Genomic DNA, 13,419 nt, shown 5'->3' on the forward strand with positions numbered 1-13,419 from the left:
GGAACGCGCGGGAGGACAGCGGTGGCCCGGTGTGCCCGCGTGCTGGGCGCCGTCCTGCTCACCGCCGGGATCGCGCTGACCGGCCTGCCCCCCGCGGCCGCGGCCGGGGACGGGTACCTCCGGCTGGCCCACCTCTCCCCCGACACCCCCGCCGTGGACGTCGCCGTCGCCCCCGCCGGCGAGCCGACCGCGGCGATCACGGGCGCGCAGCTCGGCTACGGCGAGGTGTCGGAGTACCGCCCGCTGCCCCCCGGCAGGTACGCCGTCAGCGTGCGCACCGCCGGCGGCGACCCCGCGACGCCTCCGGTGCTGTCCACGACCGTCGAGCTGCCCGCCGCCGGCGACGCGCGGACAGTGGCGGCCACCGGCTCCTTCGCCGGCCTGCAGCTGGCCGTGCTCGACGACGACCGCACGCCGCCTCCCGCGGGCATGGCGCGGGTGCGCGTCGTCGCCGCCGCGGCGACCGTGCCCGCGCTGGACGCCACGGTGCCGGGCAGGCCACCCCTGGCCAGCGGCCTGGCGTTCCCCGGAGCCGGGGACTACGAGCCCGTGCCCGCCGGCGCCACGGTGCTGCGGGTGACCGGCGACGGGACGGCGACGGAGGTGCCGCTCGACCTCGCCGCCGGCTCGGTCTACAGCCTGCTGGTGCTGGACCGCCCCGGCGGGGGGCTGGCGGTGCGGCCGCTGGTCGACGCCGTGGGCGCCGCCGTCGTGCCGGGGGGTGGGGTGGAGGCTGGGGCCGGCGGCACCGCCGGGGACGGCCGCCTCCCGACGGCGGTGGCCGGCGCGGGCCTGCTCGTCGCCGCCGCGGTGCTGGTCCTGACCCTGCGCCGGTCCCGGCGGTGAGCGGCGGGCTGCCGCTGGCCCGGCGCCTGCTGGCCGGCACCGCCCTGGTCGCCGGCGCCGTCGCCCTGCTCTCCCCCGCGCCGCCGGGTGCCGCGCAGGCGCCCGCCGGCGCGCCGGTCGTGGCCGAGGCCCTGCCGCCCGAGCAGACGGCCGGACCGGCCCGGCTGCGGATCCCGGCGATCGGCGTGGACACCTCCCTGGCACGGCTCGGCGTCGATGCCGCCGGTGCCCTGGTCCCGCCGGCGGACTTCGCGCAGGCCGGCTGGTTCACCGGGAGCGCCACCCCGGGCGCGGTGGGCCCGGCGGTGGTCGCCGGCCACGTGGACTCCACGGCGGGCCCCGCGGTCTTCTTCCGGCTGGGCGGGCTCGCCCCCGGCGACGACGTGCTGGTCGACCGCGCGGACGGGACCACGGTGCGGTTCACGGTCACCGGCACGAGCCGGTACCCGAAGGACGCGTTCCCGACCGCCGCGGTGTACGGGCCCACGCCGCGCGCGGAGCTGCGGCTGATCACCTGCGGCGGCGACTTCGACCGTGACCGGCGCAGCTACGCCGACAACGTCGTCGTGACGGCGGTCGCGGTCTAGCGCCGTCGCCCGCGGGCCCGCCAGCAGGCGGTGTGCCAGTGGCGGCGCCAGTCGGCGGCCGAGTCGGTGTCCCAGGGATCCAGGTCGGAGTCGCGGGCGTACACCGGCCAGGTCACCACGTGCGGCGTCCCGGGCCGGATCTCCTGATCGCACCCGGGGCAGCGGTAGGTCTTCCCCGTCGAGGACCCGGTGACCGAGCGGACCGCCCAGTCGCCGTCCGCCGCCTCCTCGACCTGCTCGGCGCGGCGGACCGGGTCACGTCCGGAGGGACGTGACCCGGTCCGAGCACGCCGGCGGGGCACCGCGGGTCAGCGGCTCGCGTAGTCCCGGAACCCGCGGCCGGTCTTGCGCCCCAGGTAGCCGGCGGTGACCAGGTGCTCGAGCAGCGGGGCCGGGGCGAAGCCGGGCTCCCGGAACTCGGTGTAGAGCTCCCGCTCGATGGCCAGCGACACGTCCAGGCCCACGACGTCGAGCAGCTCGAACGGGCCCATCGGGTAGCCGCAGCCGACCTTCATCGCCGCGTCGATGTCGTCGGCGGTCGCGTAGTGCGCCTCGAGCATCTTCACCGCGTCGTTGAGGTACGGGAACAGCAGCGCGTTGACGATGAAGCCCGCCCGGTCGGTGCAGGAGACCGCGTGCTTGCCGAGCTTCGCGCTGACCGCATGCGCCGTGGCCGCCACGTCGGGGGCCGTGGAGATCGTGGAGACGACCTCCACGAGCTTCATCACCTGCGCGGGGTTGAAGAAGTGCATGCCCACGACGTCGGCCGGGCGGCCGCTGGCCTTGGCGCACTCGATGACCGGCAGGCTGGAGGTCGTGGTGGCGAGCACCGCGCCGGGCTTCGCGATCTCGCCCAGGTTGGCGAACAGGGCCTCCTTGACCGGCAGCGACTCGACGACCGCCTCGACGATCAGGTCGCGGTCGGCCAGGTCGTCCAGCGACGTCGTCCCGCTGACCCGGCCGAGGATCCCGTCGCGGGTGGACTCGTCGAGCCGGCCCCGCTGGACCTGCTTCTCCAGCGACCTGGCCAGGGCCTTCTGCACGGCCTCGACCTTCTCGGGCGCACGGGCGACGAAGCGGACGTCGTAGCCGCCCTTGGCGACCACCTCGATGATCCCGGTGGCCATGGTTCCGGAGCCGACGACGCCGACGGTCGACACCGGCCGCGCGCCCTCCGCGGCGCCCCCGCTGGCCGGGGTCTGCGCGTCGGTGACCACCTCGGCCGAGTCGCGCTCGGCGTAGGTGTAGAAGCCGCGGCCGGACTTCCGGCCGAGCAGCCCCGCGGTCATCATCTGCTTGATGATCGGGCTGGGCGCGTGCAGCCGGTTGCGCGACTGCTTGTACATCGTGTCGAGGATCTCGTAGGCGGTGTCGATGCCGATGAGGTCCATGAGCGCCAGCGGGCCCATCGGCAGGCCGCAGCCCAGCCGCATCGCCGCGTCGATGTCCTCGCGGCTGGCGTAGCGGTTCTCGTACATGGAGACCGCGTGGTTGAGGTAGCCGAACAGCAGCGCGTTGGCGATGAAGCCGGCCTTGTCGCCGATGGTCACGTCGACCTTGCCCAGCCGCGAGGCCAGCGCCTCGACGTCCTCGACGACGGACGGCTCGGTGACGACGGTCCGCACCACCTCGACGAGCTTCATGACCGGCGCCGGGTTGAAGAAGTGCATCCCGATGACCTTGCTCGGCCGGCCGGTGGCGACCGACAGCTCGGTGACCGACAGGCTCGAGGTGTTGGTCGCCAGGATGGTGTCCGGCAGGCAGATCTTGTCCAGCGCGGCGAAGATCTCGGTCTTGAGCTCCATCCGCTCGGGCACGGCCTCGATGACCAGCTCCGCGGCGGCGAGATCCTCCAGCGAAGTGGAGAACCGGATCCGCCCGAAGATCGCGTCCCGCTCGGCCTCGTCCAGCTTGCCGCGGCTGATGGCGCGGTCGGTCGAGTGCTGGAGGTGGGCACGACCGCGGGCGAGGGCCTGGTCGCTGACCTCCACGGCGGTGACCGACAGGCCCGCCCGGGCGAGCACCTCGGTGATGCCGGCACCCATGGTGCCCAGCCCCACGACGCCGACCTCGGTCAGTTCTCTGGCCACGCTGCCATCCCCTCTGCGTCGGCCCCGGCGACCCGGGCACCGTCGTCCGTGATCGAAGGCAGTGTCGCACCCGCCGGCCGCCCCGCCCACTCGGGGCTACCCATCGGTAACCAGCGTCAGAAGAGCCGCTGGGAGGGGTCGTCGGTGCCCTTGAGGACGGCGTAGTCGACGGTGAGGCAGTCGATGCCGCGGTCCCCGGCCAGCACCCGCGCCTGCGGCTTGATCTCCTGGGCGGCGAAGACGCCGCGGACAGGGGCCAGGAGCGGGTCGCGGTTGAGCAGCTCCAGGTATCTCGTCAACTGCTCGACGCCGTCGATCTCGCCGCGGCGCTTGATCTCGACGGCGACGGTCCGGCCGTCGGCGTCCCGGCACAGCAGGTCCACCGGGCCGATCGCGGTCGGGTACTCCCGGCGGACCAGGGTCCAGCCGGTCCCGAAGGTCTCCACGTGCAGCGCGAGCAGCCGCTGCAGCTCCGCCTCGACGCCGTCCTTCTGCAGGCCGGGATCGACGCCCAGCTCGTGCGAGGAGTCGTGCTCGACCGACTCGATGGTGATGATCAGCTGCTCGCCGGCCTTGTTGGTCACCGTCCAGGTGCCCGCACCGTCGAGCAGCTCGTCCCGGAACGAGCAGGGCGGCGTCATCCAGTTCAGCGGCTTGTAGGCCCGGTCGTCGGCGTGCACCGAGACCGAGCCGTCGGCCTTCACCAGCAGCAGCCGGGAGGCCATGGGCAGGTGGGCGGTCAGCCGCCCGATGTAGTCGACCGAGCAGCGGGCGATGACCAAGCGCACGGGGCCCGACGGTACCGGGCGGGACGGCGCGGCCGTGACGGAGACCGGAACCGGCAGCGCGGGCCGATCGTCGTAGGGCCGTGACCCCGCGCGCCGTCCGGTCGACCGCCGTCCTGGCCCTCGTGCTCGTGCTCTGCGCGTGCGCCCAGCGCGGCGGGCCGGCCGCGCCCCGCCCGTCGGCACCGGAGGGACCCGGCCGGCTGGTGCTGCAGATCGAGCACGTCGGCGGGTTCGTCACCCCCGAGATGCTGGCCGGCCGCCTCCCGCTGGTGAGCGTCTACTCCGACGGCCGGGTGATCGCCCAGGGGCCCCAGATCGCCATCCACCCCGCGCCCGCGCTGCCCAACCTGCAGGTCTGGCGGCTCGACGCCGACGGCGTGCAGACCGTGGTCGACCGGGCGCTGACCGCCGGCGTGGCCGAGACCGGCGACCTGGGCAGCCCCCCGGTCGCCGACGTCCCGTCGACCCGGTTCACCCTCGTCACCGACACCGGGACGTCGGTCCGGGAGGTCGCCGCCCTTCTCGAGCTGCCCGACGAGGTGTCCGGTGACCTCAGCCCCGAGCAGCGGGCCGCCCGCGGTGAGCTGCGCGGGCTGCTCGACGTGCTGACCTCGCCGGAGGAGTCGCTGGGTGCTGCGGGTCCGGAGGCCTACCGCCCCGACGCCGTGGCCGCCGTCGTCCGGCCGTGGGCGGCCGACCCGGATCCCGAGCTCGTCCAGCCCGAGGTGAGCTGGCCGGGACCGGGCCTGCCGGGCGAGCCACTGGACCAGCGGCTCGGCCTGTCCTGCGTCACCGCGCGCGGCGCCGAGGCGACGGCGGTGCTCGAGGCGGCGGGCGTGGCCAACGCGCTGACCCCCTGGGTGGCCGGTGACGGCACCCGCTGGGCGCTCACCCTCCGCCCGCTGCTGCCGCACGAGACCGGCTGCACCGCCCTGTCCGGCTCCTGAGACGCCGCAGGCCCCCTCCTCAGGCGGCCACGGGGCGGCGCCGGTCGGCGTCCGCTCCCCCGCACTCCTCCGCCGGCGCCAGCGGGTCGACCGTCGAGGTCGACCGGTAGCGCTCGACGTCCAGGATGCCCTCGCGCTTGGCGACGATGGTCGGCACCAGCGCCTGGCCGGCGACGTTCACCGCGGTGCGACCCATGTCGAGGATCGGGTCGATGGCCAGCAGCAGCCCGACGCCGGCCAGCGGCAGGCCCAGGGTGGACAGCGTCAGGGTCAGCATGACCACCGCGCCGGTGACGCCCGCGGTAGCGGCGGAACCGGCCACGGAGACCAGAGCGATCAGCAGGTAGTCGGTGACCGACAGGTCCACGCCGAAGAACTGGGCCACGAAGATCGCGGCCAGCGCCGGGTAGATCGCCGCGCAGCCGTCCATCTTCGTCGTCGCGCCCAGCGGGACGGCGAAGGAGGCGTAGGACCGCGGGACGCCGAGGTTCTGCTCGGTCACCCGCTCGGTCACCGGCAGCGTGCCGATCGACGAGCGGGACACGAACGCCAACTGGATCGCCGGCCAGGCACCCGCGAAGTACCGCAGCGGGGAGAGGCCGTGCAGCCGGAGCAGCACCGGGTAGACGACGAACAGCACCAGTGCCAGGCCCGCGTAGACCGCACCGGTGAACGCGCCGAGGGAGCCCAGGGACTCCCAGCCGTAGCTGGCCACGGCGTTGCCGATCAGGCCGACCGTGCCGATCGGGGCCAGCAGGATCACCCACCACAGCACCCTCTGCACGATGGCCAGCGCCGAGCGGGTCAGTGCCAGGAACGGCTCGGCCGGCTCGCCGACCTTGAGCGCCGCGATTCCGATGGCCACGGCGATCACGATCAGCTGGAGCACGTTGAACGACAGCACGCCCTCCGCCGAGGACTGCAGGCCGAAGATGTTGCCGGGCACCAGGCCGGTGAGAAAGTCCCACCAGGAGCCGGTCTTCTCCGGGACGGCCGCGCTCGCGGCGTCGACGGAGCTGTTGCTGCCGGGCTCGGTGAGCAGGCCCAGTCCGATGCCGATCGCAACGGCGATCAGCGCGGTGATCGCGAACCACAGCAGGGTCTGCCCGGCCAGCCGGGCGGCGTTCGACACCTGCCTGAGGTTGGCGATGCTGACGATGACCGCGGTCACGATCAGCGGCGGGACCAGGACCTTGAGCAGGGTCACGAAGGTGCTGCCGACGGTGTCGAGGGTGCTGGTCAGCCAGTTCGGGGTGCCGTCGGCGACGGGCCCCAGGTCCCGGGCGACCAGCCCGAGGGCGACGCCCACGATGAGAGCGAGGAGGACCTGCGCCGCGAAGGGGACGCGACGGAGACGTGCGAGCACTGCAGTGCCTTCCGGGGACGGTGCGGGAGAGGACGACCGAGGCGCGGGGGCGCTCAGGAGTCGGTCGTCATCCGTCCGAAGTCGAGCGCACGCCGCCGCGTGAGGTTCCACAGGTCGTGCACACGGGGTGCAAGCCCGTCGCGGCGCCGCCCCATCCCGCTGTGCGGGATCTCACGGCACGCGATCAGTCGGGCCAGACCGGTCGGCGCTTCTCCAGGAACGCAGACATGCCCTCGACCGCGCCGGGCAGCTGGCTGGCCGCGGCCATCACCTCGATCGCGGTCGTGTAGGCGTCCCGCTCCGGGCGGTCCAGCTGCGCGTACATCGTCTGTTTGCCCCACGCCTTGCTCGCCCGCGAGCCGCGGGTGGCCCGGCCCATCAGGTCGGCCACCGCGGCGTCGAGCTGGTCGTCGGGCACGACCCGGTTCACCAGGCCCCAGTCCAGCGCGGTGGCGGCGTCGATCACGTCGCCGGTCAGCGCCAGCTCCATCGCCCGCTTGCGCCCCACGTTGCGGGCGATCGCGACCATCGGCGTGTGGCAGAACCAGCCGCCCTTCCCGCCCGGGGCGGCGAAGCCGGCGGACTCGGCGGCCACGGCGAGGTCGCAGGAGGCCACCAGCTGGCAGCCCGCGGCGGTGGCCAGCGCGTGGACGCGGGCCAGCACGACCTGCGGGACGTCCTGGAGGGTCTGCATCAGCTCGGTGCACAGCCGCAGCAGGCTGCGGACCTCCGGCAGGGAGGCCCCGGCCACGTCGGCGAAGTCGTGCCCGGCGCTGAAGACCGGCCCCTCGGCGGCCAGGACGATGCCCAGCGCGTCGCTCTGCCCGACCTCGGTGACCGCGGCCAGCAGCTGTCCCAGGTGCTCGCGGGACAGGGCATTGCGCCTGGCCGGGCGCGTCATCGTGATCGTGGCGACGCCGTCCTTGCGCTCGATCCGGGGCGCACCGTGTCCGTCCATGCCGGGACTCCACCACGATCGTCCGCGGCGGGCAACGCAGCGCGCGCCGGTCGCCGACGACCACCCCGAGCTGCAGGCGTACGCCTCGCTCGCGGAGCTGGCCGGCGCCGAGACGGTGACGGTTGCGCCACCGAGCGTCTTCGCGTCAGGCGTGGGCCTCGCGGATCACGTCGACGACCTGACCCATGATCTCGGTGAGCCCGAAGTCCTTCGGCGTGAAGACGCGGGCCACGCCCTGCTCGCGCAGCCGGCGCGCGTCGCTGTCCGGGATGATCCCGCCGACGACGACCGGGACGTCGTCGAGGCCGGCCTCCTTCAGGCCGCGCAGCACCGCCGGCACCACCTGCAGATGCGAGCCGGAGAGCACCGACAGGCCGACGACGTGCACGTCCTCCTCGACCGCGGCCGAGACGATCTGCGCGGGCGTGAGCCGGATGCCCTGGTAGATGACCTCGAACCCGGCGTCGCGGGCGCGGACGGCGATCTGCTCGGCGCCGTTGGAGTGCCCGTCCAGCCCCGGCTTGCCGACCAGGAAGCGCAGCCGCCCGCCCAGCTCCTCGCCGGTGGCCCGCACCCGCGCGCGGACGTCGGCCAGCGTCTCGTCGGCCTCCCCGCCCCCGGTCGCGGCGGCGACGCCGGTGGGCGCCCGGTACTCGCCGAAGACCTCGCGGAGCACCCCGGCCCACTCCCCCGTCGTCACGCCGGCGCGGGCGCAGTCGAGGGTGGCAGCCATCAGGTTGGCGTCGCCGGCCGCCGCCTCGCGCAGGGCGTCGAGGGCCTTGTCGCACGCGTCCTGGTCCCGGTCGGCCCGCCACTTCTTCACCGCCTCCTGGGCGGCGGCCTCCACGGCGGGGTCGACGACCATGATCGCGGTGTCGAGGTCGGCGGTCAGCGGGTTGGGCTCGGTGGTCTCGAACCTGTTCACACCGACGACGACGTCCTCGCCGCTCTCCATCCGCCGGCGCCGCTCGGCCAGCGAGGCGACCAGCTGGCCCTTCATGTAGCCGGACTCGACGGCGGCCACCGCGCCGCCCATCTCCTGCACCCGGGCGATCTCCGCGCGGGCGCCCTCGACGAGCTCGGCGACCTTCTGCTCGACGACGACCGAGCCGGTGAAGAGGTCCTCGTACTCGAGCAGGTCGGTCTCGTAGGCCAGCACCTGCTGCAGCCGCAGCGACCACTGCTGGTCCCACGGCCGCGGCAGGCCGAGGGCCTCGTTCCACGCGGGCAGCTGCACCGCGCGGGCGCGGGCGTCGCGGGACAGCGTGACGGCGAGCATCTCCAGCACGATCCGCTGGACGTTGTTCTCCGGCTGCGCCTCGGTCAGCCCGAGGGAGTTGACCTGAACGCCGTAGCGGAAGCGGCGGTGCTTGGGGTCCTCGACGCCGTAGCGCTCCCTGGTCAGCTCGTCCCAGAGCTGGGTGAAGGCGCGCATCTTGCACATCTCCTCGACGAAGCGGACGCCCGCGTTGACGAAGAAGGAGATGCGCGCGACGACCTCGCCGAACTTCTCCTGCGGCACCTGCCCGGAGTCGCGCACCGAGTCCAGGACGGCGATCGCGGTGGAGAGCGCGTAGGCGATCTCCTGCACCGGCGTCGCCCCGGCCTCCTGCAGGTGGTAGCTGCAGATGTTGGTCGGGTTCCACTTCGGCAGGGCCGTCACGGTGTAGGCCACCATGTCGGTGATCAGCCGCATGCTCGGCCCGGGCGGGAACACGTAGGTCCCCCGCGACAGGTACTCCTTGATGATGTCGTTCTGCGTCGTCCCGGCGAGCTTGCTGACGTCGTGCCCGTGCTCCTCGGCCACCGCCTGGTAGAGCGCGAGCAGCCACATCGCGGTGGCGTTGATCGTCATCGACGTGTTCATCTCGTCGAGCGGGATGCCGTCGAACAGGGCGCGCATGTCGCCGATGTGCGTGACCGGCACGCCCACCTTGCCGACCTCACCGACCGCCAGCTCGTCGTCGGGGTCGTAGCCGGTCTGCGTCGGCAGGTCGAAGGCGACCGACAGGCCGGTCTGGCCCTTGGCCAGGTTGCGCCGGTACAGGGCGTTGGACTCGGCCGGCGAGGAGTGGCCGGCGTAGGTGCGCATGACCCAGGGGCGGTCGCGCTCCAACGGCTTCGAAGGGAACGGCATGCCCGCGAAGTGTAGGGCGGTTACCCACCAGTAGCATCTCCGCCCCCCGAGCCCGGTGGGACACTCGCAGAGCAGCCGCGAGGAGGTCGCCGATGCCGGTCGGGACGGGCAGCGCCCTGCACCATCTGGTCGGCCCGGCGATCGCGTTCGCCGTCGTGGGCTCCTGGCCCTGTTCCTGCGCTGGGCGTTCGCCCCCGACGAGCGCCGCCGTCCGCCGACCGACGACGGCCTGCTGACGCCGGTCGCCACGCTCGCCCGCCGGGAGTCCGCGCTGGCCCTGCGGGCGGTCCTCTCCGATGCCGGCATCCGCTCGACGGTCCGCGGGTCCGGGCCGCACCGGGTCGAGGTGCTCGTCTTCCCCGAGGACGCCGACCGGGCAGCGCGGCTGGCGGCCTCCTTCCCCGCCGGGTGAGGGCGGGTCAGTCCGGCCGGTGGATCCGCTCGATCTGCGCGCCGAGGCCGCGCAGCTGCTCGACGAAGTCGGGATAGCCCCGGTCGACGTGGTGCACGTCCTGCACCTCGGTCACGCCGTCGGAGACCAGGCCGGCCAGCACCAGCCCGGCGCCGGCGCGGATGTCGGTGGCCAGCACCGGGGCGCTGGAGAGCCGCTCCCGACCCCGGACGACGGCGTGATGCCCGTCGATGCGCACCGATGCCCCGAGCCGGACCAGCTCGTTGACGAACATGAACCGGCCCTCGAAGACGTTCTCGGTGATCAACGCGGTGCCGGTGGAGACCGCGGCCAGCGCGACCGCCATCGGCTGCAGGTCGGTGGGGAAGCCGGGATAGGGCAGCGTCACGACGTCCACGCAGCGGGGCCGCCCGTCCATGGCCACGCGCAGGCCGTCCTCCACCGGCTCGATGTGCGCGCCGGCGTCGGCCAGCTTGGCCAGCGCCACGGTCAGGTGGTCGGGGACCGCCCGCTCGATGACGACGTCGCCGCGGGTCATCACCGCCCCGATCGCCCAGGTGCCGGCCACGATGCGGTCGGGCACGGTCGTGCAGGTGACCGGCTTGAGCTCGGGCACGCCGTCCACGGTGATCGTCGAGGTGCCGGCGCCCTCGATCCGCGCCCCCATCGCGGCGAGCATCTCGCACAGGTCGGCGATCTCGGGCTCGCGGGCGGCGTTGTCGATCACGGTGGTGCCCTCGGCGAGCACCGCGGCCATCACCAGGTTCTCGGTCGCCCCGACCGAGGGGAAGTCCAGCCAGATCGACGTGCCGCGCAGCCGCGGCGCGGTGGCCACCAGGAAGCCGTGCTCGCTCTCGATGGTGGCGCCCAGCCGCTCCAGGCCGGAGATGTGCATGTCCAGGCCGCGGGAGCCGATCGCGTCCCCGCCGGGCAGGGCGACGCGCGCCGACCCGCAGCGGGCGACCAGCGGCCCCAGCACGCTGATCGAGGCCCGCATCTTGCGGACCAGGTCGTAGTCGGTCTCGGTTCCCGGCTCGGCGGGGACGTCGACGACCACCCGCCCGCCGCCACCGCCGAGCGAGTAGCGCTCGTAGGTGACGTCGCAGCCCAGCCGGCGCAGCACCTCGCTCATGATGGCGACGTCGAGGATGTCCGGGACCTCCTCGATGGTGGTACGCCCGGACGCCAGCAGGGCCGCGGCCATGAGCTTGAGGGCGCTGTTCTTGGCGCCGGTGACCCGCACCCGGCCGGTCAGGGCCGTCCCGCCGGTGACCTCGAAGCACTCCACCGGCCCACCCTACGGTGGCCCTGCTGCAGGGTCCCGCCACGAGCCTGCGAGGGGTGGGGGGCAGCAGGGTCCTTCTTCTAGGCTCCCGGCATGACCGTCCGGCTCACGCGCATCTACACGAAGACCGGTGACGCCGGCCAGACCCACCTGGGCGACATGAGCCGGGTGGCCAAGACCGACCCCCGGCTGGTGGCCTACGCCGAGGTCGACGAGGCCAACAGCGTGCTCGGGGTGGCCCTGGCCCTGGGGTCCCCGACGGCGGAGCTGGCGGACCTGCTGCGCAGCGTGCAGAACGACCTGTTCGACGTCGGCGCGGACCTGTGCACGCCGGTCGTGTCCGACCCGGGGTTCCCGCCGCTGCGGGTCACCGCCGCCTACACCGAGCGGCTCGAGGCCGCCTGCGACACGTACAACGCGACGCTGCCCAAGCTCGCCAGCTTCATCCTGCCGGGCGGGACGCCGCTGGCCGCCCTGCTGCACCAGGCCCGGGTCGTCGTCCGCCGCGCCGAGCGCAGCGTGTGGGCGCTGCTGGCCGACGACGGGGACCGGACCAACGCCGAGACCGCCCGCTACCTCAACCGGCTCTCGGACCTGCTGTTCATCCTCGCCCGGGTGGCCAACCCCGGCGGCGACGTGCTGTGGGAGCCCGGCGCGCACAGCGGGGCGCACGCCCAGCGGGCCGCGTCCACCACGGTGCCGGAGAGCTCGGCGCCGGAGGGCGCCCAGGAGCCGGCCGAGGACTGACCCGGCTCACCGGATCGGCGGCGCGGACTCCACCCAGGAGAGGAAGCCGGTCACCGTCGAGGGGTCCATGGCCAGCTCCTGCCGCCGGTTGCCGGTCTCGATGGCGAGGACGGCGACGTCGTCGGGCAGCGGGACGTCGTCCGGACCGGCGTTCCGCCGGCCCTCGATGCGCACCTGCGACCGGTCCAGGCGCTGGTTGGGGCGCACGGACAGCGACAGCGCCCGGTACCAGAGCAGCACGTCGCCGCCGTACCAGGCGACTCCCACCGACCAGCGGCCCGAGCCGGCCGGGCGCAGCCACATCGTGACCGCACCGAGGCCGGAGAGCAGGAAGCGCCGCCGGAGCAGGAAGGCGACCACCAGCCCGACGACCAGGACGCCGGCCAGGACGAGCAGTGCGGTGGTCATCCCCGGGCCCGGCGCCGCGCCTCAGGAAGCGCTCAGGCGTCCTGGCCGGCGGCCCGCAGCCGGGACTGGGCGCGGCGCGCCGCGGCCACGGCCTCCGGGTCGTCGCCGCCGTCCTCGGCGCGACGCAGCGCCTCTCGGGCCCGCTCGACGTCGATCTCGCTGGAGATCTCCGCGGTCTCGGCGAGGATGGACACACCGCGCTGGGTCACCGACAGGAACCCGCCGTGCGCGGCGACGATCATGTCCTCGCCCTCGGTGGTCCGGACCCGGACCACGCCGCCGGGGGCGAGCTCACCGAGCAGCGGCGCGTGCCCGGGCAGCACGCCGATCTCGCCCTCCGTCGTGCGCGCGATGACCATGCTGGCCTCGCCGGACCAGATCAGCCGCTCGACGGCCACCAACTCGACCTGCAGGGTCGCCACGACACTCCTCGAGGTCCACCGACGGGCGGTGCGGGGTCGCCGGGCCCGGGGCGGGCACCGACGACGGATCGGCACCACTCTAACGGCGCGCTCGGCGCGACCTGCGGCGAGCCGGGTTCTGCGGCCTGCGCGGGGTGCGGGCTCAGGCGGCCCGGCGGTAGAGGAGGGTCCAGCGGCCCACCCGTACCCACGGGTGGCGGACGGTGGAGGCCGGCGCCCAGTGCTCGGTGACGAACTGCTGGCCGCCGGCATAGGGGACGCCGCCCGAGGGGGGCCAGCTCCAGCCGGCGTCGCCGTGCGACCTCGTCCCGGTCGTTCCGTCCACCATCGTCTCCCGTGCGGTACCCGGGTGCTCCGGGCTCTCGGCATGCTTGATCGGCACCGTCTTGATCGGCATCGAGTGTCTGCCCTTGAGTGCCCAGCACC

Annotated in this window: 15 protein-coding genes; 5 read left to right on the forward strand and 10 right to left on the reverse strand. The window is 74.2% G+C overall.

Features of this window, described 5'->3' with window-relative positions; translation table 11 throughout:
* Positions 1-21: 21 nt before the first annotated feature.
* Together BMZ50_RS18050 and BMZ50_RS18055 are read left to right on the forward strand one after the other, a co-directional pair.
* The gene (locus BMZ50_RS18050; RefSeq protein WP_245753717.1) at positions 22-846 is read left to right on the forward strand and encodes a DUF4397 domain-containing protein; all 825 of its coding nucleotides are present in this window, start codon (positions 22-24) and stop codon (positions 844-846) included.
* Entirely contained in the window at positions 843-1,433 is a 591-nt protein-coding gene (locus BMZ50_RS18055; RefSeq protein ID WP_245753718.1) for a class F sortase, read from the forward strand. The genes BMZ50_RS18050 and BMZ50_RS18055 overlap by 4 nt, the downstream gene beginning before the upstream one ends.
* On the opposite strand, the gene BMZ50_RS18060 is transcribed toward BMZ50_RS18055, so the two are convergent.
* From BMZ50_RS18060 to nucS, 3 genes are all read right to left on the reverse strand, one after another.
* Positions 1,430-1,735: a hypothetical protein gene (locus BMZ50_RS18060; RefSeq protein ID WP_091327580.1), complete on the reverse strand. Its 306-nt coding sequence runs from the start codon at positions 1,733-1,735 to the stop codon at positions 1,430-1,432. The two genes, BMZ50_RS18055 and BMZ50_RS18060, sit on opposite strands and share 4 nt — an antisense overlap.
* Positions 1,736-1,741: 6 nt before the next feature.
* Positions 1,742-3,523, reverse strand: a complete 1,782-nt coding sequence (locus BMZ50_RS18065; RefSeq protein ID WP_091327583.1) for a 3-hydroxyacyl-CoA dehydrogenase family protein — start codon at positions 3,521-3,523, stop codon at positions 1,742-1,744.
* Between the two features lie 116 nt (positions 3,524-3,639).
* The gene (gene nucS / locus BMZ50_RS18070) at positions 3,640-4,311 is read right to left on the reverse strand and encodes an endonuclease NucS (protein WP_091327587.1); all 672 of its coding nucleotides are present in this window, start codon (positions 4,309-4,311) and stop codon (positions 3,640-3,642) included.
* Positions 4,312-4,391: 80 nt separating this feature from the next.
* Between nucS and BMZ50_RS18075 the strand changes: the two genes are divergently transcribed.
* Positions 4,392-5,258 (forward strand): hypothetical protein, encoded by an 867-nt coding sequence (locus BMZ50_RS18075; protein WP_091327590.1) that lies wholly within the window; start codon positions 4,392-4,394, stop codon positions 5,256-5,258.
* Between the two features lie 19 nt (positions 5,259-5,277).
* Here BMZ50_RS18075 and BMZ50_RS18080 read toward each other — a convergent pair whose 3' ends face one another.
* From BMZ50_RS18080 to BMZ50_RS18090, 3 genes are all read right to left on the reverse strand, one after another.
* The gene (locus BMZ50_RS18080) at positions 5,278-6,624 is read right to left on the reverse strand and encodes a dicarboxylate/amino acid:cation symporter (RefSeq protein WP_091327593.1); all 1,347 of its coding nucleotides are present in this window, start codon (positions 6,622-6,624) and stop codon (positions 5,278-5,280) included.
* Positions 6,625-6,808: 184 nt separating this feature from the next.
* The gene (locus tag BMZ50_RS18085) at positions 6,809-7,582 is read right to left on the reverse strand and encodes an enoyl-CoA hydratase-related protein (protein WP_091327596.1); all 774 of its coding nucleotides are present in this window, start codon (positions 7,580-7,582) and stop codon (positions 6,809-6,811) included.
* Between the two features lie 145 nt (positions 7,583-7,727).
* Positions 7,728-9,719 carry a protein meaA gene (locus BMZ50_RS18090; protein ID WP_091327600.1) on the reverse strand — a complete coding sequence of 664 codons (1,992 nt, stop codon included), beginning with the start codon at positions 9,717-9,719 and terminating at the stop codon, positions 7,728-7,730.
* A gap of 55 nt (positions 9,720-9,774) precedes the next feature.
* Between BMZ50_RS18090 and BMZ50_RS18095 the strand changes: the two genes are divergently transcribed.
* Positions 9,775-10,131 carry a hypothetical protein gene (locus BMZ50_RS18095; protein WP_245753719.1) on the forward strand — a complete coding sequence of 119 codons (357 nt, stop codon included), beginning with the start codon at positions 9,775-9,777 and terminating at the stop codon, positions 10,129-10,131.
* Positions 10,132-10,138: 7 nt separating this feature from the next.
* On the opposite strand, the gene murA is transcribed toward BMZ50_RS18095, so the two are convergent.
* Entirely contained in the window at positions 10,139-11,419 is a 1,281-nt protein-coding gene (gene murA, locus BMZ50_RS18100; RefSeq protein ID WP_091327603.1) for a UDP-N-acetylglucosamine 1-carboxyvinyltransferase, read from the reverse strand.
* Positions 11,420-11,509: 90 nt separating this feature from the next.
* Here murA and BMZ50_RS18105 point away from each other — a divergent pair, with 90 nt between their 5' ends.
* A complete protein-coding gene (locus BMZ50_RS18105; protein ID WP_091327606.1) occupies positions 11,510-12,163 on the forward strand; it encodes a cob(I)yrinic acid a,c-diamide adenosyltransferase in 654 nt (217 codons plus the stop codon).
* Between the two features lie 6 nt (positions 12,164-12,169).
* Here the strand turns inward: BMZ50_RS18105 and BMZ50_RS18110 are convergent, their stop codons facing one another.
* The 3 genes from BMZ50_RS18110 to BMZ50_RS18120 all read right to left on the reverse strand — a co-directional run bounded on the left by BMZ50_RS18110 (position 12,170) and on the right by BMZ50_RS18120 (position 13,390).
* Positions 12,170-12,571, reverse strand: a complete 402-nt coding sequence (locus BMZ50_RS18110; protein WP_091327610.1) for a DUF2550 domain-containing protein — start codon at positions 12,569-12,571, stop codon at positions 12,170-12,172.
* A 32-nt stretch (positions 12,572-12,603) separates the two neighbouring features.
* The gene (locus BMZ50_RS18115) at positions 12,604-12,993 is read right to left on the reverse strand and encodes a F0F1 ATP synthase subunit epsilon (RefSeq protein WP_091327615.1); all 390 of its coding nucleotides are present in this window, start codon (positions 12,991-12,993) and stop codon (positions 12,604-12,606) included.
* Between the two features lie 142 nt (positions 12,994-13,135).
* Positions 13,136-13,390 carry a hypothetical protein gene (locus BMZ50_RS18120; RefSeq protein WP_091327619.1) on the reverse strand — a complete coding sequence of 85 codons (255 nt, stop codon included), beginning with the start codon at positions 13,388-13,390 and terminating at the stop codon, positions 13,136-13,138.
* Positions 13,391-13,419 lie beyond the last annotated feature (29 nt).

The organism is Geodermatophilus ruber (genome assembly GCF_900114385.1).
Taxonomy (GTDB): domain Bacteria; phylum Actinomycetota; class Actinomycetes; order Mycobacteriales; family Geodermatophilaceae; genus Geodermatophilus; species Geodermatophilus ruber.

Excerpts from the sequence above, each read along its gene's own strand:
- BMZ50_RS18090 (WP_091327600.1), bottom strand. The coding sequence starts at position 9,719 with ATGCCGTTCCCTTCGAAGCCGTTGGAGCGCGACCGCCCCTGGGTCATG.
- BMZ50_RS18105 (WP_091327606.1), top strand. The coding sequence starts at position 11,510 with ATGACCGTCCGGCTCACGCGCATCTACACGAAGACCGGTGACGCCGGC.
- BMZ50_RS18120 (WP_091327619.1), bottom strand. The coding sequence starts at position 13,390 with ATGCCGATCAAGACGGTGCCGATCAAGCATGCCGAGAGCCCGGAGCAC.
- BMZ50_RS18085 (WP_091327596.1), bottom strand. The coding sequence starts at position 7,582 with ATGGACGGACACGGTGCGCCCCGGATCGAGCGCAAGGACGGCGTCGCC.
- BMZ50_RS18110 (WP_091327610.1), bottom strand. The coding sequence starts at position 12,571 with ATGACCACCGCACTGCTCGTCCTGGCCGGCGTCCTGGTCGTCGGGCTG.